This window comes from Cupriavidus sp. 22TCCZM01-5, from assembly GCF_057798915.1.
The window spans coordinates 197,228-223,503 of sequence record NZ_JBYOJR010000002.1; the positions used below are offsets into that span (position 1 = coordinate 197,228).

The 26,276-nt window shown below is 63.6% G+C and carries 21 protein-coding genes; 2 read left to right on the top strand and 19 right to left on the bottom strand.

Translation table 11 applies throughout. From position 1 onward, the window contains the following. Positions 1-2: 2 nt before the first annotated feature. The 13 genes from ccoO to ugpB all read right to left on the bottom strand — a co-directional run bounded on the left by ccoO (position 3) and on the right by ugpB (position 17,461). Positions 3-665, bottom strand: a complete 663-nt coding sequence (gene ccoO / locus AC3FNH_RS03025; RefSeq protein ID WP_276100140.1) for a cytochrome-c oxidase, cbb3-type subunit II — start codon at positions 663-665, stop codon at positions 3-5. Positions 666-683: 18 nt separating this feature from the next. Next, the gene (gene ccoN / locus AC3FNH_RS03030; protein WP_276100139.1) at positions 684-2,132 is read right to left on the bottom strand and encodes a cytochrome-c oxidase, cbb3-type subunit I; all 1,449 of its coding nucleotides are present in this window, start codon (positions 2,130-2,132) and stop codon (positions 684-686) included. A gap of 138 nt (positions 2,133-2,270) precedes the next feature. Next, positions 2,271-2,417: a cbb3-type cytochrome oxidase assembly protein CcoS gene (gene ccoS / locus AC3FNH_RS03035; protein WP_011298204.1), complete on the bottom strand. Its 147-nt coding sequence runs from the start codon at positions 2,415-2,417 to the stop codon at positions 2,271-2,273. 2 nt (positions 2,418-2,419) lie between these two features. After that, positions 2,420-4,984 carry a heavy metal translocating P-type ATPase gene (locus AC3FNH_RS03040; RefSeq protein WP_488719030.1) on the bottom strand — a complete coding sequence of 855 codons (2,565 nt, stop codon included), beginning with the start codon at positions 4,982-4,984 and terminating at the stop codon, positions 2,420-2,422. 104 nt (positions 4,985-5,088) lie between these two features. After that, a complete protein-coding gene (gene zapE / locus AC3FNH_RS03045; protein WP_488719031.1) occupies positions 5,089-6,186 on the bottom strand; it encodes a cell division protein ZapE in 1,098 nt (365 codons plus the stop codon). Positions 6,187-6,336: 150 nt separating this feature from the next. Further along, complete coding sequence (lpdA, locus tag AC3FNH_RS03050) at positions 6,337-7,761, bottom strand: dihydrolipoyl dehydrogenase (protein WP_276100136.1); 1,425 nt, start codon at positions 7,759-7,761, stop codon at positions 6,337-6,339. A gap of 98 nt (positions 7,762-7,859) precedes the next feature. Further along, positions 7,860-9,113, bottom strand: a complete 1,254-nt coding sequence (odhB, locus tag AC3FNH_RS03055) for a 2-oxoglutarate dehydrogenase complex dihydrolipoyllysine-residue succinyltransferase (protein ID WP_488719032.1) — start codon at positions 9,111-9,113, stop codon at positions 7,860-7,862. Positions 9,114-9,200: 87 nt separating this feature from the next. Beyond that, positions 9,201-12,053, bottom strand: a complete 2,853-nt coding sequence (locus AC3FNH_RS03060; RefSeq protein WP_276100134.1) for a 2-oxoglutarate dehydrogenase E1 component — start codon at positions 12,051-12,053, stop codon at positions 9,201-9,203. Between the two features lie 310 nt (positions 12,054-12,363). After that, on the bottom strand, positions 12,364-13,140 hold the full coding sequence (ugpQ, locus tag AC3FNH_RS03065; RefSeq protein WP_488719033.1) for a glycerophosphodiester phosphodiesterase: 777 nt from the start codon (positions 13,138-13,140) through the stop codon (positions 12,364-12,366). Between the two features lie 2 nt (positions 13,141-13,142). Then, entirely contained in the window at positions 13,143-14,240 is a 1,098-nt protein-coding gene (locus AC3FNH_RS03070; RefSeq protein WP_488719034.1) for a sn-glycerol-3-phosphate import ATP-binding protein UgpC, read from the bottom strand. A gap of 41 nt (positions 14,241-14,281) precedes the next feature. After that, entirely contained in the window at positions 14,282-15,130 is an 849-nt protein-coding gene (ugpE, locus tag AC3FNH_RS03075; RefSeq protein ID WP_276100131.1) for a sn-glycerol-3-phosphate ABC transporter permease UgpE, read from the bottom strand. Between the two features lie 16 nt (positions 15,131-15,146). After that, positions 15,147-16,028, bottom strand: coding sequence for a sn-glycerol-3-phosphate ABC transporter permease UgpA (gene ugpA / locus AC3FNH_RS03080; RefSeq protein WP_488719035.1), 882 nt, complete (start codon positions 16,026-16,028; stop codon positions 15,147-15,149). Positions 16,029-16,144: 116 nt separating this feature from the next. Next, positions 16,145-17,461, bottom strand: coding sequence for a sn-glycerol-3-phosphate ABC transporter substrate-binding protein UgpB (gene ugpB / locus AC3FNH_RS03085; RefSeq protein WP_488719036.1), 1,317 nt, complete (start codon positions 17,459-17,461; stop codon positions 16,145-16,147). 187 nt (positions 17,462-17,648) lie between these two features. Here ugpB and AC3FNH_RS03090 point away from each other — a divergent pair, with 187 nt between their 5' ends. Continuing rightward, the gene (locus AC3FNH_RS03090) at positions 17,649-18,446 is read left to right on the top strand and encodes an HAD-IIB family hydrolase (protein ID WP_488719037.1); all 798 of its coding nucleotides are present in this window, start codon (positions 17,649-17,651) and stop codon (positions 18,444-18,446) included. A gap of 52 nt (positions 18,447-18,498) precedes the next feature. On the opposite strand, the gene ntrC is transcribed toward AC3FNH_RS03090, so the two are convergent. The 4 genes from ntrC to AC3FNH_RS03110 form a co-directional block, all read right to left on the bottom strand. Then, complete coding sequence (gene ntrC, locus AC3FNH_RS03095) at positions 18,499-20,049, bottom strand: nitrogen regulation protein NR(I) (protein ID WP_276100127.1); 1,551 nt, start codon at positions 20,047-20,049, stop codon at positions 18,499-18,501. A 92-nt stretch (positions 20,050-20,141) separates the two neighbouring features. Further along, positions 20,142-21,323, bottom strand: coding sequence for a nitrogen regulation protein NR(II) (gene glnL / locus AC3FNH_RS03100; RefSeq protein WP_488719038.1), 1,182 nt, complete (start codon positions 21,321-21,323; stop codon positions 20,142-20,144). A 4-nt stretch (positions 21,324-21,327) separates the two neighbouring features. After that, the gene (locus tag AC3FNH_RS03105) at positions 21,328-21,900 is read right to left on the bottom strand and encodes a DUF4124 domain-containing protein (RefSeq protein WP_488719039.1); all 573 of its coding nucleotides are present in this window, start codon (positions 21,898-21,900) and stop codon (positions 21,328-21,330) included. A gap of 133 nt (positions 21,901-22,033) precedes the next feature. Beyond that, positions 22,034-23,449, bottom strand: coding sequence for a 3-hydroxylaminophenol mutase (locus AC3FNH_RS03110; RefSeq protein WP_276100125.1), 1,416 nt, complete (start codon positions 23,447-23,449; stop codon positions 22,034-22,036). Positions 23,450-23,935: 486 nt separating this feature from the next. On the opposite strand from AC3FNH_RS03110, the gene AC3FNH_RS03115 reads away from it, so the two are divergent. Next, positions 23,936-24,400, top strand: a complete 465-nt coding sequence (locus AC3FNH_RS03115) for a rhodanese-like domain-containing protein (RefSeq protein ID WP_488719040.1) — start codon at positions 23,936-23,938, stop codon at positions 24,398-24,400. A gap of 159 nt (positions 24,401-24,559) precedes the next feature. On the opposite strand, the gene AC3FNH_RS03120 is transcribed toward AC3FNH_RS03115, so the two are convergent. Then, positions 24,560-25,381, bottom strand: coding sequence for a competence/damage-inducible protein A (locus AC3FNH_RS03120; protein ID WP_488719041.1), 822 nt, complete (start codon positions 25,379-25,381; stop codon positions 24,560-24,562). Between the two features lie 12 nt (positions 25,382-25,393). Further along, complete coding sequence (locus tag AC3FNH_RS03125) at positions 25,394-26,275, bottom strand: EI24 domain-containing protein (RefSeq protein ID WP_488719042.1); 882 nt, start codon at positions 26,273-26,275, stop codon at positions 25,394-25,396. Position 26,276: the final 1 nt, after the last annotated feature.

The window sequence follows — 26,276 nt, forward strand, 5'->3', positions numbered from 1 at the left end:
ACTTACTCCTTCGCGGGCGCGGCTGCGGCCGCGTCCACACGCACATTGCGACGGTTGGTGCCGAGTCCCTGCAAATAGGCGACCAGCGCATCCTCTTCGCTCTTGTTCTTCAGTTCTTCGGGCGCCTTGGCGATTTCCGCCTCGGTGTACGGCACCCCCAGTCGCACCAGCGCGCGCATGCGGGCCTGGATGTCGTTGGTCGGCAGTTGCGCCTTTTCAAGCCATGGATAGGACGGCATCACCGACTCCGGCACGACATCGCGCGGATTGCGCAGGTGAATGCGTTGCCAGTCATCGGAGTAGCGTCCGCCGACGCGCGCGAGGTCGGGCCCGGTACGCTTGGACCCCCACAGGAACGGATGGTCGTAGACCGACTCGCCCGCCGTAGAGAAATGGCCATAGCGCTCCGTCTCGGCCTGCAGCGTGCGAACCTGCTGCGAATGGCAGCCGACACAGCCTTCACGGATGTAGATATCGCGGCCCATCAGCCGAAGCGGCGAATACGGCGTGATGCCCACATCGGGCTTGGTCGTGGAATGCTGGAAGAACAGCGGCACAATCTGCACGAGGCCGGCAATGCTGACCACCAGGATCGTGCAGATGATCAGCCAGCCGATGTTCTTCTCCAGCGTTTCGTGGGAAAAGAAGCTTTGTTTTTCGGACATCGTTTCTATCCTGATGGATCAGTGGGCAGAGGCAGGAATGCTGGCCGGAATCGGCGCATCCACCGCGCGCTTGCCGATGATGGTTTTCGCGACGTTGTAGGCCATCAGCAGCATGCCGGACAGGAAGCAGATTCCGCCAAGCAGACGGATCAGGTAGAACGGATACTTCGCCTTGACCGCCTCAACGAATGCGTAGGTCAGCGTGCCGTCCGGCTGCGTGGCGCGCCACATCAGGCCTTCCATCACACCGGCGATCCACATCGAGGCGATATAGAGCACCACGCCGATGGTGGCGATCCAGAAGTGCCACTCGATCAGTCGCACGCTGTACATCTGTTTCTCGCCGAACAGGCGCGGAATCAGGTAATAGAGCGAGCCGATGGAAATCATCGCCACCCAGCCCAGCGCGCCCGAGTGCACGTGTCCGATGGTCCAGTCCGTGTAGTGCGAGAGCGCGTTGACGGTCTTGATCGACATCATCGAGCCTTCAAACGTCGCCATGCCGTAGAACGACAGCGCCACGACCAGGAACTTCAGGATTGGATCGGTGCGCAGCTTGTGCCAGGCACCCGACAGCGTCATGATGCCGTTGATCATGCCACCCCAGGACGGCGCCAGCAGGATCAGCGAGAACACCATGCCCAGCGATTGCGCCCAGTCAGGCAGTGCGGTGTACTGCAGGTGGTGCGGGCCGGCCCACATGTAGGTGAAGTTCAGCGCCCAGAAGTGGACGATGGACAGGCGATACGAGTAGATGGGCCGTTCCGCCTGCTTCGGGATGAAGTAGTACATCATGCCCAGGAAGCTGGTGGTCAGGAAGAAGCCGACGGCGTTATGGCCGTACCACCACTGAATCATGGCATCCTGCACGCCAGCGTAGGCGGAATAGGACTTCCACATCGACACCGGCATCTCGATGTTGTTGACGATATGCAGGATGGCGATGGTCAGGATGTACGCGCCGAAGAACCAGTTGGCGACGTAGATATGCCGGGTCTTGCGCTTGACGATGGTGCCGAAGAAGACGATGGCATAGGCCACCCATACGGCGGTGATCAGCAAGTCGATCGGCCATTCCAGTTCGGCGTATTCCTTCGAGCTGGTGATGCCAAGCGGCAGCGTGATGGCAGCCGCGACGATCACCAACTGCCAGCCCCAGAACGTGAAGGCCGCAAGCGGACCGCAGAACAGGCGGGCCTGGCAGGTACGCTGCACCACATAGTACGAGGTCGCAAACAGCGCGCTGCCGCCGAAGGCAAAGATCACCGCATTGGTATGCAGCGGCCGCAGCCGGCCGAATGACAGCCATGGCGTATTGAAGTTGAGATCCGGCCAGATCAGCTGTGCTGCCAGTAGCACACCGACGGCCATGCCGACGATCCCCCAGACTACCGTCATGACAGCGAACTGCCTTACGACGCCGTAATTGAAGGTGTCGACGCGTGAAGACGCGGCTGAGACATCCATTCAGACCCCCACATAAGAAAGATAAACCGATTGACGTTGTGACTGTATGTAACCAGCGCTCTTGCCGCGTTGATCTTTATCAAGTTGCACAGGTGCCCCCTTGAACCTATCTCGGCACGGCAAGTCGGCGGCGCCCTTTCAGGGCTTGTCGTTGTCCAGCAGAATGGCTTCCCCGGGCCTGTCGAGATCGTCGTACTGGCCGGCGTGCAGGGCCCACCAGAGGGCACCGGCGATGACAACGACAAGAACCAGGCTCATGGGCACCAGCAGGTACAGTGTTTCCATTCCTAGACTCCTTTTCTGTCCGCGCGCAGCAGGCGCCAGGCATTGGCCACCACCAGCAGCGACGATACCGACATGCCAATTCCGGCCATCCATGCCGTGACAAAACCCGAGGCCGCCAGCGGGATGGCAAGCACGTTGTAGAAGAAGGCCCAGCCAAGGTTCTGCCGCACCACGCGGCGGGTCTGCCGTGCCAGCTCGATCGCCCGGGCGATTTCGGCCACATTTCCGTGCGTCAGGACGGCGTCAGCCCCTGCCTGCGCGAGCGGCGCGCCACTGCCGATGGCGATGGACACTTGCGCTTGTGCCAGCACGGGCGCGTCGTTAATGCCGTCGCCCACAGCCAGCACCACGGCGCCCTCGCGCTGGAGCCGCGCGACATACTCGCGCTTGCCTTCGGGGGATACCGCGCCGCGGGCGCACTCCATGCCGAAGTGGGAAGCCCACCACTGCACCGTCGCGACGCTGTCGCCGCTGACCAGATGGCAACGCGCGCCATATCGGCGCAGCGCTTCAAGCAGTTGCGGAGTCGATTCTCGTGCCCGGTCGGACAGATCGAACACGGCCAGCATGCCGTCTTCCGCGCCAAGCCATACTTGCGTCGCGCCAGGAATCCGTGCGGCGTCCGCTTCCCGCATCGCCGCCGTGACGTTAGACCTGCCGATCTCAGCCACAAAGGCGGCACGCCCCAGGCGGTAACGCTTGCCGTCAATTTCCGCCTGAACGCCCTGTCCCGGCACATTGGCCACGGCGGCCACGGACAGCAGACCGCCATCGATGCCTGCCTCTGCAGCCGCGCCGACAAAGGCCCGTCCAATCGGATGCTCGCTGTCCGCTTCCAGGGCCGCCGCCAGTGCCAGGCAATAGTCGGCAGGCGCCACCCCGAGCATTTGCTGCCCTGTCAGGACAAAACACCCCTCGGTGAGGGTGCCGGTCTTGTCCAGTACGACATCTGTCACGCGCGCGAGCGTCTCCAACGCGTGCGACCGGGTTAGCAGCAGGCCGCGCCGGGACAACGCCGCGCCAGCCGCTGCCAACGCCGCCGGCGTGGCCAGCGAAAGCGCGCACGGACAGCTGACGACAAGCACCGCGACAGTGACCAGCAAGGCTCGCGAAGGATCGATCCAGAGCGCCCATACGATGCCGGTCAATGCCGCCAGCGCCAGCAGCGTCGCGACGAACCAGCCGGCAACACGATCGGCCAGGGCCGCAAGCCGCGGCTTTTCCGCCAGTGCGCGGTCCAGCACGGCCACGATTTCGGCCAGGCGAGTGCCCGCGCCGACGCGGTCAACCGAGATTTCCAGCGGGCTGGCCGTGTTGTAGCAGCCGGCCAGCGCAGCGTCGCCCACGGTGCGGTGCACGGGCCGGCTCTCGCCGGTCAGCATGGATTCGTCAAGTTCACTGGCACCCGAAACGATGGTGCCATCGGCCGGGATAATCTCGCCTGCCCTGACACGGATACGGTCGCCCTGCCGCAAGCGCGCAACCGGTACGCGCTCCGCGGCCGAGCCGTCCGCGCCAAGCCGCTCACACGTGGCCGGCAACTGTCGCGCCAGCATTTCTGCGCCGCTGCGCGACGCCTGCCGCACACGCAACTCGAGATAGCGGGCTGCCAGCAGGAAGGCGACAAACATCGTCACCGAATCGAAGTAAACCTCCCCCACTCCCCGTACCGTCGCCACCGCACTGGCGGCAAACCCGGCAGCAACACCAAGCGCGACGGGCACATCCATGCCCATGTGCCGCTGGCGCAGGCTACGCCAGGCACCGGAGAAAATTGGCGAAGCGGAATAGAAAACGACTGGCAGCGTCAGCGCCAGGCTGGCCCAGCGCATCAACTGAAGCTGGCCGGGGTCGATGGTGGCCTCATGGGAGTAGATGGGCCATGCGTACATCATCACCTGCATCATGCCGAGCATGGCCACGGCCATGCGCATCAGCAAGCTTCGCCGGGCGCGGCGGTCGGCCTGGTCGCTGCGGGAAACTTCGAATGGCCAGGCTACGTAACCGATATCGGCAAGCGCGGCGAGCAAGCCGGAAACTGCCTGATCCGCCTCGCGCCAGCGCACGACAACGCGGCGTGTCGCCACATTCGCAATCGTGGATTCGACACCGGGCAGGCGTCCCAGATGCTGCTCGATCAGCCACGCACACGCCGCACAGCGGATATTCTCAGGGGCCAGCGTGATCTCGGCGCGACCGCCATCGAGCGGCCGCACGAACTGGCTGCGCAACTCCGGCGTGTCGTAGGCGGCCCATACGGGCTCCGATTCCCGCCTTGCGGCATCGTCGATGGGCCGGGCAAAGCGCGCTTCGTCGCCATAGAGATGGGCAAAGCCGGCGGAGTGCAGCGTGCGTGCCAACGACTGACAACCGCCACAGCAGAACACGCGCCGCTGGCCGTCCAAGTCCTCGGACATTTCCTGGCCTGCAATCACGGGTTGGCCGCAATGGAAACATGCCGGCTGCGCGGCATGCTGCGCCATCACAGGCGCAGAGCGGCTGGCGGGGGCTTGCTGGAATGCGGACGACGGGGCGTCGGCAAGAAGACTGGCGTTCGGGGCGGACATGGAGATCTTTTTTTACCCGTTGGAGGGTATATGCCGATCTCCATATCGGCCTTGATTTAAGTCAAGAGCGGCCGGGCTGGCTGACCAGACCCGGCGCGCAACGCTCAGGTCAGCGAGGTGTCCATGGTCCGGCGCTCGGCTTCCAGATACTCCCGTGACTGCATCTCGATAATGCGCGACACCGTTCGATGGAATTCATTGGCCATCTGGCCCTCGACGTAAAGCTCATCCGCCGGGACTTCGGCCGACATCAGCAGCTTGACCTTGTGGTCGTAGAACACATCGACCAGCCACGTGAAACGACGTGCTTCCGAAGACATCCTCGGCGTCATACGTGGAACATCCGACAAAATCACCGTATGGAACTGGGAGGCCAGCTCCAGGTAGTCATTCTGCGAGCGCGGGCCGCCGCACAGCGTGGCAAAGTCGAACCAGACCACGCCATTGGCCTTGCGCAGCGCGCGCAACTCGCGATGCTCGATATGCAGCAGCGGCGACTCGTCCGCCACGCCAGCGATGGCGGTAAAGGCATCGCGGAGCGCCGAATTCGCCTTGGCATCGAGCGGCGTGTGATAGGCCTCCACCTGTTCCAAAGCGCGCTTGCGATAGTCGATCCCGGCATCGACATTGAGCACGTCGAGCTTCTGCTGGAGCAACGCGATGGCCGGCAGCACACGGTCGCGGTGCAACCCGTCCGGGTAAAGCAGGTCGGGCCGGTAATTGGACGTCATGACGAACTGCACGCCGTTCTCGAACAACTGTTGCAGCAGCCGGTGCAGCATCATCGCATCGGCGACGTCATTGACATGGAATTCATCGAAGCAGATCAGGCGGTAGCGCCTCGCAATCCGCTTGGCCAGTTCGTCCAGCGGGTCGGGCCGGCCGCGCAGCTCTTCCAGTTGGCGATGCACTTCGCGCATGAATTCGTGGAAATGCAGGCGCGTCTTTCGCACCACCGGGACGCAGGTATAGAAGCTGTCCATCAGGAAGGACTTCCCGCGCCCCACCCCGCCCCACATATACACGCCCTTGGGCACTTCCGGGCGCACCAGCAGCTTGCGGATGGCACTGCTGCGGCGGCTCTTGTAGGCCACCCATTCGTCATAGCACTGCTGCAGGCGGGCCACGGCGCGCAGTTGCGCCTCGTCGGAATGGTAGCCGCGTTCCTTCAGTTCCTTTTCGTAGTACTCGCTGACGTTCATGCTGGCTGTTTCGTTCTGGACTGCGCGCGGAAAGTGCGGCCGCACCCTCCTCGGCCATGCCCGGTCGTCTCGATCCGGCATGGTTCGCAAGTGAAAACGGCGCGCCGCTGTTGCGGCGCGCCGGTGCTCAGGCAAATGCGGGCAGTTGCCTTACATATTGAGCTGTCGCTTGTCGACGGCCAGCGCGGCTTCGCGCATGACTTCCGACATCGACGGGTGCGGATGGCAGACGCGGCCGATGTCTTCGCTCGCGGCCTTGAATTCCATCGCCACAACGGCTTCGGCAATCAGGTCCGACGCGTTGGCTGCAACGATGTGCACGCCCAGGATCTCGTCGGTCTTGGCGTCGGCCAGCATCTTGACGAAGCCGTCCGAGTGGCCCATGCCCAGTGCACGGCCGTTGGCAATGAACGGGAACTGGCCCGCCTTGTACTCGCGGCCTTCGGCCTTGAGCTGGGCTTCGGTCTTGCCGACCCATGCGATTTCCGGGAAGGTGTAGATTACCCACGGCACGCAGTTGTAGTCGATGTGCGGCTTCTGGCCGACGATGCGCTCGGCCACGGCCACGCCTTCGTCCTCGGCCTTGTGCGCCAGCATCGGGCCGCGCACCACGTCGCCGATGGCCCACAGCCCCGGCACCTTGGTGGCACAGTGCTCGTCCACTTCGATGAAACCGCGCTGATCGACCGCCAGGCCGACAGCGTCCAGGCCCAGGTTGTCGGTGTTGGGCACGCGGCCGACCGACACGATCAGGCGATCGACTTCCAGCGTCTGCGCGGCGCCATCCTTGTCGGTGTACTTGACGGTGACGCCATTCTTGCCGGTCGTCACTTCGTTCACGTTCACGCCGAGGCTGAACTTCAGGCCCTGCTTGGTCAGTTGCTTCTGGGCTTCCTTGGCCACGCCTTCGTCGGCGGCGCCCAGGAAGGCGGGCAGCGCTTCCAGCACGGTCACGTCCGAACCCAGGCGGCGCCACACCGAACCCAGCTCCAGGCCGATCACGCCGGCGCCGATCACGCCCAGCTTCTTCGGCACTGCGGGGAACTTGAGCGCGCCCTCGTTATCGCTGACCAGGTCGTTGTCGACCTTGATGCCCGGCAGGTGGCGAGCCTTGGAACCGGTGGCGATGATGACCTGCTTGGCAGTCACGACTTCACCGGCGATCTCGACCTGGAAGCCCTCGGCGGTCTTGCCGACGAACTTGCCGTAGCCCTTGAGCAGCGTCACCTTGTTCTTGCGGAACAGGAACTCGATGCCCTTGGTCATCTTGCCGACGATGTCGTCCTTGCGCTTGAGCATCTTGGACACGTCGACCTTGACGTCGCCCACGGTGATGCCGTGGTCGGCCAGGTGATGCTGGGCGTTCTCGAATTCTTCCGAGGAAGCCAGCAGCGCCTTCGAGGGAATGCAACCCACGTTCAGGCAGGTGCCGCCCAGGCGCGGTTCGTTCTTGGGATCGTCGTAGGCGTTGCCTTCGCAGCAGGCCACGTTCAGGCCAAGCTGACCGGCTCGGATCGCGGCGATATAGCCGCCGGGGCCGGCACCGATCACCAGCACGTCGAATTGTTTGCTCATGGAAATTCCTTTGTGGGCGCCACCGGCAGCATGTGCCGTGCGCACCGTCAACACTGGGGAGCGCACCCCGCGCGGCAGGCGCGCGGGGGGACCGTTTCTTACAGGTCCAGCAGCAGGCGCGACGGGTCTTCCAGCGCGTCCTTCATCGCGACCAGGCCCAGCACGGCTTCGCGGCCGTCGATGATGCGGTGGTCGTAGGACATGGCCAGGTAGTTCATCGGGCGGATCACGATCTGGCCGTCTTCCACCACCGGGCGGTCCTTGGTCGCGTGCACGCCCAGGATGGCCGATTGCGGCGGGTTGATGATCGGGGTCGACAGCATCGAGCCGAACACGCCGCCGTTGGAGATCGAGAAGGTACCGCCGGTCAGCTCTTCCAGCGACAGCTTGCCGTCACGTGCCTTGACGCCGAACTCGGCGATCTTCTTCTCGATGTCGGCCAGGCTCATTTGGTCGGCATTGCGCAGGATCGGCACGACCAGGCCACGCGGCGAACCGACGGCGATACCGATGTCGAAGTAGCCGTGGTAGACGATGTCGTTACCGTCGATCGAGGCGTTGATCAGCGGGAACTTCTTCAGCGCATGGACTGCTGCCTTGACGAAGAACGACATGAAGCCCAGCTTCACGCCGTGTTCCTTCTCGAAGCGGTCCTTGTACTTGTTGCGCAGGTCCATCACCGGCTTCATGTTCACTTCATTGAAGGTGGTGAGGATGGCGTTGGTGGCTTGCGACTGCAGCAGGCGCTCGGCGATACGGGCGCGCAGGCGGCTCATCGGCACGCGCTCTTCCGGGCGGTCGCCAAGGGCGGCAAAGTCCACGTTGGCAGCGACTTGCTGCAGGGCCGGCTTGGCAGCGGCAGGAGCCGGAGCAGCCTTGGCGGCGGGAGCCGGGGCAGCCGAGGCGCCGAGCACGTCGCCCTTGGTGATACGGCCATCCTTGCCGGTGCCGGCAACCTGGCCTGCCGACAGGCCGGCTTCAGCCATCAGCTTGGCAGCCGAAGGCATGGCAACGGCGCCGGCGGCAGGAGCAGCGGCCGCGGCGGCAGGTGCCGGGGCAGCAGCGGCCGGTGCCGGTGCGGCGGCTGCGGGGGCAGCGGCGCCAGCGGTGGCTTCGGTATCGATCTTGGCGATGATCTCATCGGCCACGACGGTGTCGCCATCGTTCTTGACGATCTGCGACAGCACGCCGGCGGACGGGGCCGGCACTTCCAGCACGACCTTGTCGGTCTCGATCTCGATCAGGATCTCGTCCTGGGCGACAGCTTCGCCAGGCTTCTTCTTCCAGTTCAGCATGGTCGCTTCGGCGACCGATTCGGACAGTTGCGGAACCTTGACGTCAACAATAGCCATGGTTGTGAATTCCTCGATGTATGCGTTTTGTTCTTCAGGCAGAAAAGAACACGGCGGTCACCTGCGAGCGCCGCCGTGCTGCCACAATTACTTGGTCAGGACAAAGCCCTTGAGCTTGGCGAAAGCTGCGTCCAGCAGCGCCTTCTGTTGCTCGTTGTGCTTTGCGTAGTAGCCCACCGCCGGCGAAGCGGATGCGGGGCGACCGGCATAACCGAGCTTCTGGCCTTCCGTCATGTTTTCCATGATGTAGTGCTGCACGAAGAACCAGGCACCCTGGTTCTGCGGCTCGTCCTGGCACCACACGATTTCGGTGGCGTTCGGGTACTTCTTGAGCTCTGCAGCCACTGCCTTGTGCGGGAACGGATACAGCTGTTCCAGACGGATGATGGCAGCGTCATTCGCCTCACGTTCCTTGCGCGTGTTGACCAGGTCGTAGTAGACCTTGCCCGAGCACATGATCACGCGCTTGACCTTGCTGGCGTTCAGTTCTTCCTGGTCCGCGATCACGGTCTCGAAGTGGCCCTTGGCCAGATCCGACAGCGGCGAGACGGCGTCCTTGTTACGCAGCAGCGACTTCGGCGTCATGATCACCAGCGGCTTGCGGAACAGACGGATCATCTGGCGGCGCAGCAGGTGGAAGATCTGGGCCGGCGTGGTCGGCTGGCAGACCTGCATGTTGTGGTCCGCGCAAAGCTGCAGGAAACGCTCGATACGCGCCGAGCTGTGCTCCGGACCCTGGCCTTCGTAGCCGTGCGGCAGCATCAGGGTCAGACCCGAGGCGCGGCCCCACTTCACTTCACCCGACGAGATGAACTGGTCGATCACCACCTGGGCGCCGTTGACGAAGTCGCCGAACTGGGCTTCCCAGATCACCATCGCGTTCGGCTCGGCGGCCGAGTAGCCATATTCGAAGCCGAGCACGGCTTCTTCCGACAGCACCGAGTCGATCACCGTGAACGGTGCCTGGTTTTCCGACACGTTCTGCAGCGGCACATACGAGCCGGCATCCCAGCGCTCACGGGCCTGGTCATGCAGCACGGCGTGACGATGGGTGAAGGTGCCGCGGCCGGCATCCTGGCCGGTGATACGCACAGGATAGCCCGACGACACCAGCGAAGCGAAGGCCAGGTGCTCACCCATGCCCCAGTCCAGCGGCTGCTCGCCGCGACCCATGTTGGCGCGGTCCTTGACGACCTTCTCCACCAGCGGGTGCAGCTTCAGCGTCTCGGGCGTGGTGGTGATGCGTTCGGCCAGGCGCTTCAGTTCGGTCACCGGCACGGCGGTGTCGGCGGCGTCGGTCCACTTGCGGTTCAGGAACGGCATCCAGTCCACGGCGAACTTGTTCTTGAAGTTCGACAGGACCGGGTCGGCAGTGTGCTTGCCGGCGTCCATCGCGGCCCGGTATTCCTTGACCTTCTCGTCACCGAACTCGGCCGGGACCAGGTTCTGCGCAACCAGCTTGTCGGCGTACAGCTTGCGCGTGCCCGGGTGCTGGCTGATCTTCTTGTACATCAGCGGCTGCGTGACGGCCGGGGTGTCCTGCTCGTTGTGACCCAGCTTGCGGAAGCAGATGATGTCGACCACGACATCCTTGTTGAACTCCATGCGGAAGTCCACGGCCAGCTGCATGGCGTACACCACGGCCTCGGGATCGTCGCCGTTCACGTGCAGCACCGGAGCCTCGATCATCTTGACCACGTCCGTGCAGTACAGCGTCGAACGGGCGTCGCGCGGATCGGAAGTGGTGAAGCCGATCTGGTTGTTGATGACGATGTGCATCGTGCCGCCCGTGCCGTAGCCGCGCGTCTGCGCGAGGTTCAGCGTCTCCATCACCACGCCCTGGCCGGCAAAGGCGGCGTCGCCGTGCACCTGCACCGGCAGCACTTCCTTGTGGCCGACGTCGCCACGGCGTTCCTGGCGGGCCTTGGCCGAGCCTTCGACCACCGGGTTGACGATTTCCAGGTGCGACGGGTTGAACGCGAGCGACAGGTGAACCGGGCCGCCCGGGGTCGAGACATCGCTCGAGAAGCCCTTGTGGTACTTGACGTCGCCGGCCGGCAGGTCATCGACGTGCTTGCCTTCGAATTCGGCGAACAGGTCGGCCGGCATCTTGCCCAGCGTATTGACCAGCACGTTCAGGCGGCCGCGGTGGGCCATGCCGATCACGATTTCCTGCACACCCTTGCTGCCCGATTCCTGGATCAGCTCGTCCATCGCGGCGATGAAGCTCTCGCCACCTTCCAGCGAGAAGCGCTTCTGGCCAACGTACTTGGTGTGGAGGAAGCGCTCCAGGCCTTCGGCCGCCGTCAGGCGGTCCAGGATGTGCTTCTTCTTTTCGAGCGTGAAGACCGGCTTGGAACGCGTGGATTCCAGGCGCTCCTGCCACCAGCGCTTCTGCGCCTGGTCGCTCACGTACATGAATTCGGCGCCGATGGTGCCGCAGTAGGTTTCGCGCAGGTTGTTCAGCAACTCGCGCAGGCTCATCGACTCCTTGCCAAAGTAGGTGTTGCTGGCATTGAAGACGATATCGAGGTCAGCTTCGGAGAAGCCATAGAAAGCCGGGTCCAGATCCGGCAGGGGCGGACGCTCCTGGCGCTTGAGCGGGTCCAGGTCGGCCCAGTGCGAACCGATGTTGCGGTAGGCGGCGATCAGCTGGGTGGCAGCGACGCGCTTGCGGCCCATATCGGAATCGGCCGAGGCAACGATGGTCCTGATGGGGCCAGCTTTGGCGCGCTCGGCGAACGAGGCGACGATGGGAGCGTGCGGGACGTCACGCGAATTGGAACCGTCGACAGCGGGGACGTTCTGCATCGCGTCGAAATACGCGCGCCAGTTGTCGGGAACCGAAGTCGGGTTCTGGAGATAGGCTTCGTACAGCTCTTCAACGTACGGGGCGTTGCCGCCGAAGAGATACGAATTGCTCTGATACTGCTGCATCATGGGACGCTCACTTTTCTCCGGGAATGCCGGAGTTCAGCGGGTTATTCAACCTTCCGCGACACGGCTTGACCGGTTAGCGGATTGCAAACAACTCTTGGGAGCCCAACGGACGGCCCTTGGACAAACGGCACCACGAGGGCGCCGAAGTGAAAGTGCCGTCACAAGGCCCGAAAGGGCAAGTTGTGCGGGGAAGGACCTAAGTCTTCACGGCGGTAAGAATAGCACGTTTGCTTAGGCGCAATGTGGACTTTTCGCGATGCGAAATTGATTTCCACATCAATTCGCTTTACCCATGACATTTCCACAACAGTCAGACAGCTGGCGGGATGAGATCGACCGCGTCGGTGATCAGGCCATCCAGGCCCCAGGCAAGCAGCTGGGCTGCCCGGTCGGGATCGTTGACGGTGTAGCTCAGCACCCGGAAGCCGGCAGCATGGGCATCGGCGATGATGCTTTCGCTGAGCACGCGATGGTTGGCGTCCAGCGCGGCACAGCCGAGTTCGTGCAAGCGGCCGAGCCAGTCCGCGGGCAGCTTGTCGAACAGCAGCGCCCTCGGCAGTTCCGGGGCAACGCGTCGCGCGGCAGCCAGGGCCTCCTCGGAGAATGAGGACAGCAACGGCGGCACCGCCGCGCCACGCCACAATGTCAGCGCATCGAGGGCAATCGCTGCACCCGTCAGCACTTCCCGGCCAGGCATGGGCTTGATCTCAATATTGATGTGATAGCCATTGGCCCGGGTATAGCGCGCAATGGCGGCCAGCGTGGGCACCGGCTCCCCAGCGTAAGCCGGGCTGTGCCAGCCGCCGGCATCAAGCTGCGCAACCTCGCCCAGGGTAAGGCTGTCGAGGCGGCCACTGCTGGAGGTGGTGCGGTCCAGGGTAGCGTCATGCATCAGCACCGGCTTGCCATCGGCGGTCAGCTTGACGTCGAACTCGAACATTCGATAGCCGAAAGAGGCGCCGAGCCGAAATGCCGCCAGGGTGTTTTCCGGTGCCAGCTTGCCCGCGCCCCGATGCGCAATATGACGCGGATACGGCCAATTATCGGCACTGACTGGACTGACCGGCCCGTTCGTTTGCTTTTCCATACTCAGGCCTCGATGCGCTTGCCCGTCTGGGCATCGAAAAAGTGCAGATGGTCCCCCGACGACGTCACCGGCAGCTTGTCGCCGGCGCGCACCCGGGCATGGCTGTCCAGCCGCACGACGATAGGCTGCCCGCCCAGCGATCCATAGGCAAAGGAGTCCGCGCCCAGGGCCTCGACCACGCGCACGTCCACCTCGGCAATTGCGTCATGCGCGGCACAAGGCTCGATGTGCTCCGGCCGCAGGCCCAGCAGCGCCTCCGCTGGCAGATGCAGCCCCATGGGCAGGTGACCCAGCGTTGCGCCATTGGCATCCCCCTCCTTGCCGACGACTCGCATCTGCGCCCCGCCCGCCTCGCCGTTGCGCACAACCGGCACAAGGTTCATCGGCGGCGACCCGATGAAGCCGGCCACGAAGGTGCTCGCCGGGCGGGTATAGACCTCCAGCGGCGTGCCGATCTGCTCGACGCGCCCGCCATTGAGCACCATCATGCGGTCGGCCAGCGTCATGGCCTCCACCTGGTCATGCGTCACGTACAAGCTGGTGGTTCCCAGGCGCCGGTGCAGCTCCTTGAGTTCCAGTCGCATCTGCACGCGCAGCTTGGCATCGAGGTTCGACAACGGTTCATCGAACAGGAACACCGATGGTTCGCGCACGATGGCACGCCCCATCGCCACGCGCTGGCGCTGCCCGCCGGACAACTGCCGGGGCTTGCGGTCCAGCAGCGGCGCCAGTTCCAGGATACCCGCCGCGTGCCTGACGCGCTGCCCGATCTCGGCCTTGGCCATGCCGCGTATCTTGAGCCCGTACGCCATGTTGTCGTACACGGTCATATGCGGGTAGAGCGCGTAGTTCTGGAACACCATGGCGATATCCCGCTCCGCCGGTTCCAGCTGGTTGACGATCCTGTCGCCAATATGGACGTCGCCGGCGGTGATGGTCTCCAGCCCTGCCACCATGCGCAGCAGCGTCGACTTGCCACACCCGGACGGCCCCACGATCACGATGAACTCGCCATCGGCGATCTCCATGTCGATACCGTGCACGACCTTGACGTTGCCGGCATAGGTCTTCTGAACATTGCGAAGCGACAGTTTTGCCATTGTCCTGTTCCTGTACAGCCTGCGTGAATCGGATCACGCGCTCACTTCTCGGTTTCGACCAACCCTTTGACGAACCACTTCTGCATCAGCAGGACGACGACCGCCGGCGGGACCATCGCGAGCATGACGGTGGCCATCACGAGGTTCCAGTCCGTGGCCGCATCGCCCGAGCGAGAGATCATCTGCGTGACGCCCACTACCACCGGCGTCATCGATTTCTGCGTGGTGATCAGCAGCGGCCACAGGTACTGGTTCCATCCATAAATGAACTGGATCACGAACAGTGCCGCGATGCTCGTGCGAGACAGCGGCAGCACCACGTCCCAGAAGAAGCGCAAGGGCCCCGCTCCGTCGATGCGTGCCGCTTCGGCCAGCTCATCGGGTATGGTCAGGAAGAACTGCCGGAACAGGAACGTGGCGGTCGCTGACGCGATGATGGGAATCGTCAGCCCAAAGTAGCTGTCCAGCATGCCAAGGTCCGATACCACCTTGTAGGTCGGCAGGATGCGAACCTCCACCGGCAGCATCAGCGTGATGAAGATCAGCCAGAAAAAAGTCTTGCGCAGCGGAAAGCGGAAATAGACGATGGCAAAGGCCGAGATGATGGAGATCGCGATCTTGCCCAGCGCGATGCCGAGCGCCATGATGAGGCTGTTCTTCATCATGGTGGCCACGGGCGATGCGGCATTGCCAACACCGGCCACCAGGACCGTCCTGTAGTTCTCCAGCAAGTGGCCACCCGGCAGCAAGGTCATGGGCGCCTGCAACACCTCATCCGCCGTCAGCGTCGAGGCGACAAAGGTCACATAAACCGGAAAGGCCACGATGCCCACGCCAAGCAGCAGCACCAAGTGGGAAAGCACATCGAGCAAAGGTCTTCGTTCCACCATCTTGCAGCCCGCCCTCTCAGTATTGCACCTTGCGTTCCACGTACTGGAACTGCACGACCGTCAACGCGATCACGATCCCCATCAGCACCACCGACTGCGCTGCCGAGCCGCCGATATCGAGTCCGCGGAAGCCGTCGTGGTAGACCTTGTACACCAGCGTATTGGTCGCGTTGACCGGCCCCCCATGCGTCACCGCATCGATAATCGCAAAGGTGTCGAAGAACGCGTACACCACATTCACCACCATCAGGAAGAACGTGGTCGGCGACAGCAGCGGAAACACGATCGACCAGAAGCGCCTCCAGGGTCCGGCGCCATCGATCGCCGCCGCCTCGATCAGCGATCTGGGAATGCTCTGCAAGCCGGCCAGGAAGAACAGGAAGTTGTAGCTGATCTGCTTCCACGCGGCGATGATCACCACCAGCACCATGGCCTGGTCGGCATTGAGCAGGAAATTCCAGTTCATGCCGACGGCGTGCAAAGCGTAGGACACAACGCCCAACGTGGGATTGAAGAGAAACATCCACAGCACGCCTGCCACAGCCGGTGCCACCGCATAGGGCCAGATCAGCAGCGTCTTGTACCCCGTTGCGCCGCGCACCACGCGGTCGGCAAAGTACGCCAGCAGCAAGGAAACGGAGAGCCCCAGCAGCGTCACGCCCACCGCGAACACGGCCGTGACCTGCATGGAGTGCAGGTATTCACCGTCATTCACCAGCGCGCGGAAATTATCCAGCCCGACAAACTGGAGATCGATGCCGAATGCATCCTGCTGCAGCACTGACTGGTACAGCGCCTGCCCGGCAGGAAGAAAGAAGAAGATCAGCGTGACCGCCATCTGCGGCAACACCAGCAGATAAGGCAGCCACGGTGAGCGGAAGACAACCCGTTTTTCCATAAGACATCTCGTGCCGCGGCGGCCACTATGCCGCCTCGCATGAACAACGGGCAAAGGCCGGTCAGTCGCAATGTCGGCTGCCGCAGCCCTCGCCCCGCTACACGAACTGGCGAAGGTTATTCGCGTACGGTCCTCTGGAAGCGCTCCAGCAGTTCGTTGCCACGCGCCACGGCGGCGTCGAGCGCCTCCTTGGGTTGCTTCTTGCCCGACCAGACCGCCTCGAGTTCTTCGTCGATCACGCTGCGGATCTGCGGGAAGTTGCCCAGGCGGATGCCGCGCGACTTGTCCGTGGTCTTGACGATCATCTGCTTGACCGCGACGTCCGCGCCCGGGTTCTTTTCGTAATAGCCGGACTTCTTGGTGAGCTCATAGGCCGCCACCGTCACCGGCAGGTAGCCCGTCGACTGGTGCCAGTCGGCCTGGACATCGGGGCGCGACAGGTATGAGAAGAACTTGGCCACGCCCTTGTACTCCTCGGGCTTGCGGCCGCCCATCACCCACAACGATGCACCGCCGATGATCGTATTCTGCGGTGCGCCCGGCACGCCCTGCTCGTATGGCAACGGCGCTACCGTGAAGTCGAACTTGGCGTTCTTGCGGATATTGGCAAGCGCCGCCGACGAACCCGTCAGCATCGCGCATTGCCCGGCGATGAACTTGGCCTTCGGCTCGTCCTTGCGGCCACCGTAGACAAAGTAGCCCTTCTGCGCCATGTCGAGCAGATTGGCGATGTGCTTCACATGCAACGGCGAGTTGAACACCAGGCGCGCACCCGGCCCCCCGAAGCCATTGTTTTCCGTGGCGAACAGTACGTTGTGCCAGGCCGAGAAACTCTCAAGCTGTACCCACGACTGCCAGTCAGTGGTGTAGCCGCACGAAACGCCCGCAGCCTTCAGCTTGGCCGAGTCGGTCGCCACTTCCTGCCACGTCGCAGGTGGCTTGTTGGGATCAAGGCCGGCCTTCTTGAAGGCGTCCTTGTTGTAGTACATGACCGTGGTCGAACTGTTGAACGGGAACGACATCATCTCGCCCTTGTTCGACGTGTAGTACCCAGCCACAGCCGGAATATAGGCCTTGGGATCGAACTTCTCGCCCGCCTCCTTCATGACCGTAGCCACCGGCTTGATCGCGCCTTTGGCATTCATCATGGTGGCAGTGCCCACTTCAAACACCTGCAGGATGGCTGGCGCGTTGCCCGAGCGGAACGCCGCAATGCCGGCCGCCAGCGATTCGTCGTACTGGCCCTTGTAGACGGGCACGATCTTGTAGTCGGACTGACTGGCGTTGAACTGGCTGGCAATGGCATTCACCTTGTCGTTCAAGGCGCCTTCCATGGAATGCCACCACTGGATCTCGACCGCTGCCTGGGCGCTGCCAGCTCCGGCCAGGGCGGCCAGTACGGCGATCTTCAGCACACTACGGGAAAAGGACATGGGTGGTCTCTCCTGAGTCGGTTTTGTCCGCTGCGTCGGGAATCGAGCGAATCTATGTGCTTTTTGTGACAGAGGCATGTTACGCCTGTCGCACCTAGAGGATCAATTCAGCAAAACCACGAGTTCGCAACATGCTGCACCGCAACCTCAGCGGACCGGCGCCGCGCCGCCAGTACAATGCGAAGCCATGCAACCGTTGCGAAACCTCCCCGCCTCTGCCCTGCGCCGCGTACGCGGCATCCTGACCGACATCGACGGCACCCTTACCACGGGCGGCAGGCTGCCGGCGTGCGCCGGACTGGCGCTGGAACAGCTGTCGCAGGCCGGCGTGCATGTCATCCCGGTCACCGGGCGCTGTATCGCGTGGGCCGAGATCCTGGTCCGGCTCTGGCCGGTGGATGCCATCATCGGCGAGAACGGCGCGTTCTATTCCCACCTGCGCAATGGCCGGCTGCTGACGCGCTTCCTCGACGACGCCCCGATCCGCGCCCGCAACCTGGAGCGCATCCGCGCACTGGGCGAGCACATTTTGCGCGAGGTGCCCGGCAGCGCGCTCGCATCCGACCAGGCCTGGCACGCGGCGGACCTGGCCATCGACCATGCGGAAGACGTCGCGCCGCTGCCCGCGGACGCCGTGACCCATATCGTCCGGCTCATGCACGATGCCGGCATGACCGCCACGGTCAGCTCCATCCACGTCAACGGCTGGTTCGGCCGACATGACAAGCTGAGCATGAGCCGGCTGTGCGCCGCCGAACTGCTTGGCGAAGACCTTGACACCGGGCGCGACGAATGGCTGTTCATCGGTGATTCGGCCAACGATGCAAGCATGTTCGCCCATTTCCCGCTTTCGGTCGGCGTGGCCAATGTGCGCGAGATCCTGGCGCAGTTGCCAGTCGCGCCGGGCTACGTGACGGAGGCCAGCGGCGGCGAGGGATTCGCCGAGATGGCCGCGCTACTGCTTGCCACGCGAAACCAGCAATGAAGAAGGCCGGGCGAGCCCGGCCTTCTTCACGACTCACTCGACGCCTTCCGCCTTAATCGAAGCCCAGCTCCTGCAGCTTGCGCGTAATGGTGTTGCGCCCGATGCCCAGGCGCGTGGCGGCTTCCACGCGGCGGCCACGCGTGACCCCCAGCGCGGCTTCGAGCACGGCCTTTTCAAACCGGCGGGTCAGCGCATCCATCACCTCGGGCTGCCCGGATTCCAGCATCGCGCGCGCCTCGCCGGCCAGCAGGTTTTCCCATCCGGCAGTCAACGAAGCCGGCGCGGAGACTGCGGGTGCCGTGACGGGCCGCACCGCCGTCAGGGTTTCCGATTCGGCAACCGGCGTGGCCAGGCCGCCGTAGTCCGACAGGTCATGGCCAGCAGCGAACTCGGCTGACGGCGAGCGCGCCTCGGCGGCACGATGCACGGCCGGCGCGCCTTCGGCACTGCCCGTCCCGATCATTTCGCGCGGCAGGTCCTTGACCTCGATGGTCTGGGCCGGAGCCATCACGGTCAGCCAGTTGCAGAGGTTCTCGAGCTGGCGCACATTGCCCGGGAACGGCAACGTGCTGACATAGGCCAGCGCCTCGTCGGACATGCGCTTGGGCTCCACGCCCAGCTCCTTCGCGCTCTTCTGCAGGAAATGCCGGGCCAGCAGCGTGATGTCTTCCGGCCGCTCGCGCAGCGGCGGCAGCCGCAGCCGGATCACGTTCAGGCGATGGAACAAGTCCTCGCGGAACAGGCCTTCCTTGACGCGCAACTCCAGGTTCTGGTGCGTAGCGGCAATGACCCGCACATTGGCACGCAATGGATTGTGTCCGCCCACGCGATAAAAGTTTCCATCCGACAGCACGCGCAGCAACCGGGTCTGCAGATCGAACGGCATGTCGCCGATTTCGTCGAGGAACAGCGTGCCGCCCTCGGCCTGCTCGAAGCGACCACGGCGCATGGTTTGCGCGCCCGTGAACGCGCCGCGTTCGTGCCCGAACAGCTCCGATTCAAGCAGGTCCTTCGGAATAGCGGCCGTGTTCAGCGCAATGAACGGTCCATTGGCGCGCGGGCTGTGCTTGTGCAGGGCGCGCGCGACCAGTTCCTTGCCGGTACCGGATTCGCCGGTGATCATCACCGTCACGTTCGACTGCGACAAGCGCCCGATGGCGCGGAACACATCCTGCATCGCGGGCGCCTGGCCGAGGATTTCAGGCGCATCGACGAGCCGGTCATCCAGTTCCCCCTCGCGCAGGCTCTCCTCCAGCGCGCGGCGGATCAGCTCGACGGCCTTGTCGACATCGAAAGGCTTGGCCAGGTATTCGAAGGCCCCGCCCTGGAACGCCGCGACGGCACTATCTAGGTCCGAATAGGCCGTCATGATGATGACGGGCAGGCCCGGGTGCTTGGCCTTGATGGCCTGCAGCAGGTCCAGGCCGGATCCGCCCGGCATGCGGATATCCGATATCAGGACCTGCGGGACATCGTCTTCCAGCGCCGCAAGCACGTCACGGACATTGGTAAAGCTGCGGGAGAGCAGGCTTTCACGGGCCAGGGCCTTTTCAAGTACCCAGCGGATTGATTGATCGTCGTCGACTATCCAGATCGGCTTCATGTGCGTCGCTTGTCTGCTCGGTGTCATTTGGTCTTCCGCATGCCCGGCCTGGCGGCAAGTGCATCAATCGATCGCGGATGCCGGCGGGACAGCTAGTGCAGCGGCAGCAGGATGCGGAAGTCGGTACAACCCGGCCTGCTCTCGCATTCGATCAAGCCCTCGTGCTGCTGCACGAAGGTTTGAGCGAGTGTGAGACCGAGACCGCTACCGCCATCCCTGCCCGATACCAGCGGATAGAAGATGCGTTCGCGGATGTCATCGGGAATTCCCGGGCCGTTGTCGATCACATGCAAGTCCAATGCCAGCTTGAACAGACGCTTGGCGATCGTGACCTGGCGCGCGACGCGGGTCCGCAGGACGATCTGCGCATCGCCGCGAGCAATGCGCTCGGCCAACGCCTGCGCGGCGTTGTGAACGATGTTCAGCACGGCCTGGATCAGTTGCTCCATGTCGCCGCGCAACTCGGGCAGGCTGGCGTCGTAGTCGCGCACGATGTCCAGGCCGTTGGGAAATTCGGCCAGCACGACCGAGCGCACGCGCTCCAGCACTTCATGGATATTCAGTCTCGACACGATATGCGGGTGGCGATGCGGCTCCAAGAGCCGGTCCACCAGCGTCTGCAGACGGTCCGACTCCTTGATGATGACCTGCGTGTACTCGCGTAGCGCCCGCTCGGGCAGCTCGAATTCCAGCAACTGCGCCGCGCCGCGGATGCCGCCCAGCGGATTCTTGATCTCGTGCGCCAGATTCCGGATCAGTTCCTTGTTGGCGGAAGTCAGGTCGAGGATGCGCTCTTCCCGATCGCTGCGGACCTTCTGCTCGTTGAGCAGGATCTCCACCAGCACGGTATCGCCGAACGCCTCGAGCGCGCCGATCACCACATGCGCATGGATCGGCTCTTGCAGGGGCGGACGCAGCACCAGGTCCTGGCGCCGCACGTCGAACTGGCGCGTGATCACCGTATCGATCATGCCCTGCAATTCTTCGGACTGTCCGAACAGGTCCGGCAGCGCCAGCTCCGCCATGGCCTTGCGCGACACCGCGAAGGTCGACTCGGCGGCCGGATTGGCATAGGCCACGCGCAGGCCCGGCTGCCTGACCAGCAAAACGGGATTGGCCACGACATCGAGGCCTGAATGCAGGGCTACGGTCCCAAGCGGCGACACCTGACCGCCGTCCGGGCCATTGACCGGTTGAGCCTGGCCGGCGATGTCGCTATGGGCGGCGTCAGCGCCGCCGCCCCTGCGCGACACACTGCGAATCAGGCGACGCATAAGACTAGTCCTTCAGGTTGGAAAGCTCACGGCGCAGGGACGCGGCGTTGGCCTCGCTGCGGGCGATGTCATCGCGCAGTCCCGCCGTACGATCCAGGTAGCGCTGATAGTTCCGTTCATTGCCTTGGCGCTCGGGCTGGCCGTTGTTGTACTCGGCGCGCAGCGCCGCCAGCTTGGCGTCCTCAGCCTGCAGTTCTTGCTCCAGCACAGTGCGCCGTTCGCTGTCGCGGCTCTTCTGCGTGGCACTGTCCACGCGCGGAAAGCCGTTGGTCGCCGCTGCGCCGCCGGCGGCTCCACCCGATGTCGCGGCGGCCTTCGCCGGCGCCGAGGTACGTCCGCCCGGCACTGTGACCACATCCGGCAGGTTCAGTCGCTTGCACCCTTTGCCCGCGCTGCCGTTGCGATATTCCGGCACACCATTGGGGCCGACGCAGACGTAGACATCGGAGGACTGCGCCTGCACCAACTGGCTCCACGCAGCGGCTGCCAGCAGCGCGGCAGACACCAGGATGGGGAGTCGTACACTGGATCGGTGCAACGGCTTGATCAGCCTGGCCATGTGTGGGGACACGTTCATGAACATCAGCGATAGGGTTGAACGGAAAGTCCCATTCTAGCCATCAAAAGAAAAAGGGACAGCCAAAGCCGCCCCTTGCTGGTGCAACTGTTGCCCGACCACAACCTGTCGTCATCGCCGGGCAACAACTCGCTTACAGCGAGTAATACATTTCGAATTCGACCGGGTGGGTGGTCATGCGGAAGCGGGTGACTTCCTCCATCTTCAGCTCGATGTAGGCATCGAGCATGGAGTTGGAGAACACGCCGCCGCGGGTCAGGAACTCACGGTCGTTGTCGAGGTATTCCAGCGACTGGTCGAGGCTGTTGCAGACGGTCGGGATCTTTGCATCCTCTTCCGGCGGCAGGTCGTACAGGTTCTTGTCGGCAGCTTCGCCCGGGTGGATCTTGTTCATCACGCCGTCCAGACCAGCCATCAGCAGTGCCGAGAAGCCCAGGTACGGGTTCATCAGCGGATCCGGGAAGCGGGTCTCGATGCGGCGGCCCTTCGGGTTCGCCACGTACGGAATGCGGATCGAAGCCGAACGGTTGCGGGCCGAGTAGGCCAGCTTGACCGGCGCTTCGAAGCCCGGCACCAGGCGCTTGTACGAGTTCGTGCCCGGGTTGGTGATGGCGTTCAGCGCGCGAGCGTGCTTGATGATGCCGCCGATGTAGTACAGCGCGAATTCCGACAGGCCGGCGTAGCCGTTGCCCGCAAACAGGTTCTGGCCGTCCTTCCAGACCGACTGGTGCACGTGCATGCCCGAGCCGTTGTCGCCGACGATGGGCTTCGGCATGAACGTGGCGGTCTTGCCGTAGGTGTGGGCGACGTTCTGGATCACGTACTTCTGCAACTGGGTCCAGTCGGCGCGCTGCACCAGCGTGCTGAACTTGGTGCCGATTTCGTTCTGGCCCTGGCCAGCCACTTCGTGGTGGTGAACTTCAACGGGGATGCCCAGCGACTCCAGGATCAGGCACATTTCCGAGCGCATGTCCTGGAACGTGTCGATCGGGGCAACCGGGAAGTAGCCGCCCTTCTTGCCAGGACGGTGGCCCGAGTTGCCGTGCTCGAATTCCTTGCCCGACGACCACGGGGCTTCTTCGGAATGGACCTTCACGAAGCAGCCTTGCATGTCGACGTTCCAGGTCACGCCGTCGAAGATGAAGAACTCGGGTTCCGGACCGAAGAAGGCGGTGTCGCCCAGGCCGGTGCTCTTCAGGTAGGCTTCAGCGCGCTTGGCGATCGAACGCGGGTCGCGGTCATAGCCCTTGCCGTCCGACGGCTCGACCACGTCGCAGGTCAGGACCAGCGTCGGCTCTTCGTAGAACGGGTCGATGAAGGCGGTGTTCGAGTCCGGCATCAGCAGCATGTCCGAAGCCTCGATACCCTTCCAGCCAGCGATGGACGAGCCGTCGAAGGCGTGGCCGCTTTCGAACTTGTCCTCGTCGAAGTGCGACGTCGGAACCGAAACGTGTTGCTCCTTGCCTTTGGTATCCGTGAAGCGGAAATCGACGAACTTGACGTCGTTTTCCTTCACAAGCTTCATCACATCTGCAACGCTTTGGGCCATGCCAATCTCCTGGATATTCGGCTGAAGTCTAGAAAGCCATTCGTGGGCCGGTCATCGCGCCGGTGCGAAGTGCGGTGGTTCCCAGCCACTGCGCCCGCGCGATTCCTTGCCCTGAAAAGGACGAAGAATGTTAGCAGAAAGCATGCCAAGTAAACCCCGCCCCCATTCCCACTGCTCCGAAAAAAGTACCCGGCCAAAGCCGGCGCACCATCCCGGGGTCCGTCTGCCCCGCGGCTTGGCGAGACGCCACCAACACGTGATGCCAACATAACAAGGCGGCCGCCAAACGCCCAACCCATAAAACATCATAATGGTGCATGCATCAAGTCTAAGCACCGTATTGGTGCTCATGCACCAAATATGATCTCACCGCACTGCAATCGGCCAAATCTTTTCGTGATTGACCGGAATAATGGTCCTTGCCAGGGCGCACTATAGAATAGCGGTCTGGCATCCGCCATACCATCTATCAATCTTGTCACCCAGATGACTACCCGAGACGAACTCCTCAAGGCTGCGCAATATCGCCAGCAACAGAACCAGCTTCCCTATTTCGGCGCCCTGTCGCCCGTGGAAGCCTTCGCGCTGCTGCAGGGCGATCCGTCCGCCGTGCTGGTGGACGTGCGCACGCAGGCCGAGCTCGACTGGGTGGGCGGCGTCGATCTGCCCGATGCCCAGTTCGCCCATGTCGAATGGATGTCCTATCCCGGCGGCGCGCAGAACGCACGCTTTATCGAGGAACTGAAGGCCCGCGTGCCGGCCGACGTGCCGGTGCTGTTCCTGTGCCGCAGCGCGGCGCGCTCCAAGCATGCCGCCCGCGTTGCCACGGAAGCCGGCTACCAGTTCGCCATGGACGTGCTGGAAGGGTTCGAAGGCAACCGCGACGATAACCACCACCGCAAGACCGTGGAAGGCTGGTGTGTGCGCGGCCTGCCTTGGCACGGCGCCTGATCACGGGAAATAGGAGCCTGATCAGTCCCCGTTTTGTTGGTTCTACGGCGGATTGTGGGAATGGGGAAGGGGTGGTGATTGTCGGGCTTGGCAGGCGCCGATCACAGCCCCCCTTCCCCATCCCCACAATCCCGCGAAAAACCACTTTTTTACCCCACCTCAGCCGTCTGTGCCCACGTCCCCCTGCTCCACCGTTTCGAAACCCATGCCGCGCACGCCTTCGAGCAGCATGGCATAGGCTGGCCCGACCTGCTCCGCCGAGCCCTTCACGCCCAGGTCGATATGGCGCCGCGCGAGCTGGTCGCCGCGCTGCGCGTCCCCCACGGATGGCAGGCTGAAGACCCGAATGCCCGGGTAGGCCGCCTCGACACGCTCCATCAACGGCGTCAGCGTCGATTCCGGCGCCTCGAACACGTAGAACGCACGCTCCTGCTGAACGCCCCGGTGGAACAGGTGGGCATAGCCGTGATCCAGCACCCATTCCATCATCGGCCACGCCATGACCGGAAACCCGGGCATGAAATGGTGGTCAGCCACCGAGAACCCGGGAATCCGGTTGTAGCTGTTTGGGATGATGCGCGCGCCTTGCGGAAATTCCCCCATCTTGAAGCGATGCTGGTTCTCCGGCAGGTTGAGGTCGCCCTTGACCGGATCCCCTTGCGCAGTTTCGGCAATCCGCAGCGCGATCAGCTCGCGCGCCTCGGGATGCAGCACCAGCGGCACACCAAGCGCGGCGGCCGCGCACTGGCGCGTATGGTCGTCCGGCGTCGCACCGATGCCGCCCGTGCAGAACACGATGTCCGGCCCCGCCAGCGTGCGGCGCAGCGTTGTCGTGATGCTGTCGCGGTCATCGCCGACGTACTGGGCCCAGTCCAGCTTCAGCCCGCGTGCGCCCAGCAGCTCGATGGCGCGGCGCAGGTGCTTGTCTTCTCGCCGCCCGGATAGTATTTCATCGCCAATGACGATCAGGCCGAAACCCATGATGCCCCCGCTTCAGGAATGTTCAATGCGGCGCACGTCCGACGGCGCCAGATCAATTACGTCGCCAGCTAGCGCCGATGGTGGCGGCGCGGCCGCCGCGGCCCGCTCGGCGCGCAGTTGCGCCAGCGCGCGCAGGCAGAAGTGACCGAACCATAGTGCCGAGAAAATGAAGATCAGCACATAGAGCCACAGCGTGCCCGCCAGCACGAACGGGAACAGGAAAATGACCGCAGCCGACGACACCCACAAGAGCGTCGGCGCTGAACCGAGCAGCCCCACGACGACACCCATCGTCAGCAGCGGGACACGATGACGCCGCATCAGGGTCTTGCGCTCCTCCGCGGATGCATGGTCCGCCAGCGCGTCATAGGTCATCACGCGATAGGTCAGCCAGCCCCACAGGACCGGCGGAATCAGCGCAAAGAACAGCGGCATCAGCCACAGCGGCAGCGTCACCAGCACCAGCACCAGGAACACCACCGTACTGCCAAGCGACTGGAATACGCTGCCCACGATGCTGCCACCGCGCTCCTTGGCGAGGTCCGGGTAGCTGCGCTCGAGGTGGCGCATGACTGCGGGCACCGAAAACAGGCTGATGAACAGCAGCATCGACGCAATGACCAGCGGCACCGCCAGCGCCGCCACGAACAGGGGCGCAACCACGGCGCGCAACGACTGCAGGCCGAACCAGTCCAGCGCGCTGTAGATCCAGCTGGTCAGGACCGAAGCCTCGAGGAAAGACCGCATCGCGCTCATGATCGGGTCCCAGCCCCACCAGAACAGGCCGCCCCACAGTGCCGTGGCAAGGACGAAGGGCAGGACCGTCAGCATCAGCATGCGCGGATGCAACTGGCTCACGAGCGCGCGGCCAAACGAGCGAAAAATGTCGTTCATG

What these genes read in the sequence shown, in the direction of transcription:
- AC3FNH_RS03115 (WP_488719040.1), top strand. Translation starts at nt 23,936, where the DNA reads ATGACTACCCGAGACGAACTCCTCAAGGCTGCGCAATATCGCCAGCAA.
- ugpB (WP_488719036.1), bottom strand. Translation starts at nt 17,461, where the DNA reads ATGTCCTTTTCCCGTAGTGTGCTGAAGATCGCCGTACTGGCCGCCCTG.
- ugpE (WP_276100131.1), bottom strand. Translation starts at nt 15,130, where the DNA reads ATGGTGGAACGAAGACCTTTGCTCGATGTGCTTTCCCACTTGGTGCTG.
- ugpA (WP_488719035.1), bottom strand. Translation starts at nt 16,028, where the DNA reads ATGGAAAAACGGGTTGTCTTCCGCTCACCGTGGCTGCCTTATCTGCTG.
- AC3FNH_RS03070 (WP_488719034.1), bottom strand. Translation starts at nt 14,240, where the DNA reads ATGGCAAAACTGTCGCTTCGCAATGTTCAGAAGACCTATGCCGGCAAC.
- ccoO (WP_276100140.1), bottom strand. Translation starts at nt 665, where the DNA reads ATGTCCGAAAAACAAAGCTTCTTTTCCCACGAAACGCTGGAGAAGAAC.
- zapE (WP_488719031.1), bottom strand. Translation starts at nt 6,186, where the DNA reads ATGAACGTCAGCGAGTACTACGAAAAGGAACTGAAGGAACGCGGCTAC.
- ntrC (WP_276100127.1), bottom strand. Translation starts at nt 20,049, where the DNA reads ATGAAGCCGATCTGGATAGTCGACGACGATCAATCAATCCGCTGGGTA.
- AC3FNH_RS03060 (WP_276100134.1), bottom strand. Translation starts at nt 12,053, where the DNA reads ATGATGCAGCAGTATCAGAGCAATTCGTATCTCTTCGGCGGCAACGCC.
- odhB (WP_488719032.1), bottom strand. Translation starts at nt 9,113, where the DNA reads ATGGCTATTGTTGACGTCAAGGTTCCGCAACTGTCCGAATCGGTCGCC.
- AC3FNH_RS03110 (WP_276100125.1), bottom strand. Translation starts at nt 23,449, where the DNA reads ATGGCCCAAAGCGTTGCAGATGTGATGAAGCTTGTGAAGGAAAACGAC.
- ccoN (WP_276100139.1), bottom strand. Translation starts at nt 2,132, where the DNA reads ATGGATGTCTCAGCCGCGTCTTCACGCGTCGACACCTTCAATTACGGC.
- AC3FNH_RS03120 (WP_488719041.1), bottom strand. Translation starts at nt 25,381, where the DNA reads ATGGGTTTCGGCCTGATCGTCATTGGCGATGAAATACTATCCGGGCGG.
- AC3FNH_RS03105 (WP_488719039.1), bottom strand. Translation starts at nt 21,900, where the DNA reads ATGAACGTGTCCCCACACATGGCCAGGCTGATCAAGCCGTTGCACCGA.
- AC3FNH_RS03040 (WP_488719030.1), bottom strand. Translation starts at nt 4,984, where the DNA reads ATGTCCGCCCCGAACGCCAGTCTTCTTGCCGACGCCCCGTCGTCCGCA.
- ugpQ (WP_488719033.1), bottom strand. Translation starts at nt 13,140, where the DNA reads ATGGAAAAGCAAACGAACGGGCCGGTCAGTCCAGTCAGTGCCGATAAT.
- glnL (WP_488719038.1), bottom strand. Translation starts at nt 21,323, where the DNA reads ATGCGTCGCCTGATTCGCAGTGTGTCGCGCAGGGGCGGCGGCGCTGAC.
- ccoS (WP_011298204.1), bottom strand. Translation starts at nt 2,417, where the DNA reads ATGGAAACACTGTACCTGCTGGTGCCCATGAGCCTGGTTCTTGTCGTT.
- lpdA (WP_276100136.1), bottom strand. Translation starts at nt 7,761, where the DNA reads ATGAGCAAACAATTCGACGTGCTGGTGATCGGTGCCGGCCCCGGCGGC.
- AC3FNH_RS03090 (WP_488719037.1), top strand. Translation starts at nt 17,649, where the DNA reads ATGCAACCGTTGCGAAACCTCCCCGCCTCTGCCCTGCGCCGCGTACGC.
- AC3FNH_RS03125 (WP_488719042.1), bottom strand. Translation starts at nt 26,275, where the DNA reads ATGAACGACATTTTTCGCTCGTTTGGCCGCGCGCTCGTGAGCCAGTTG.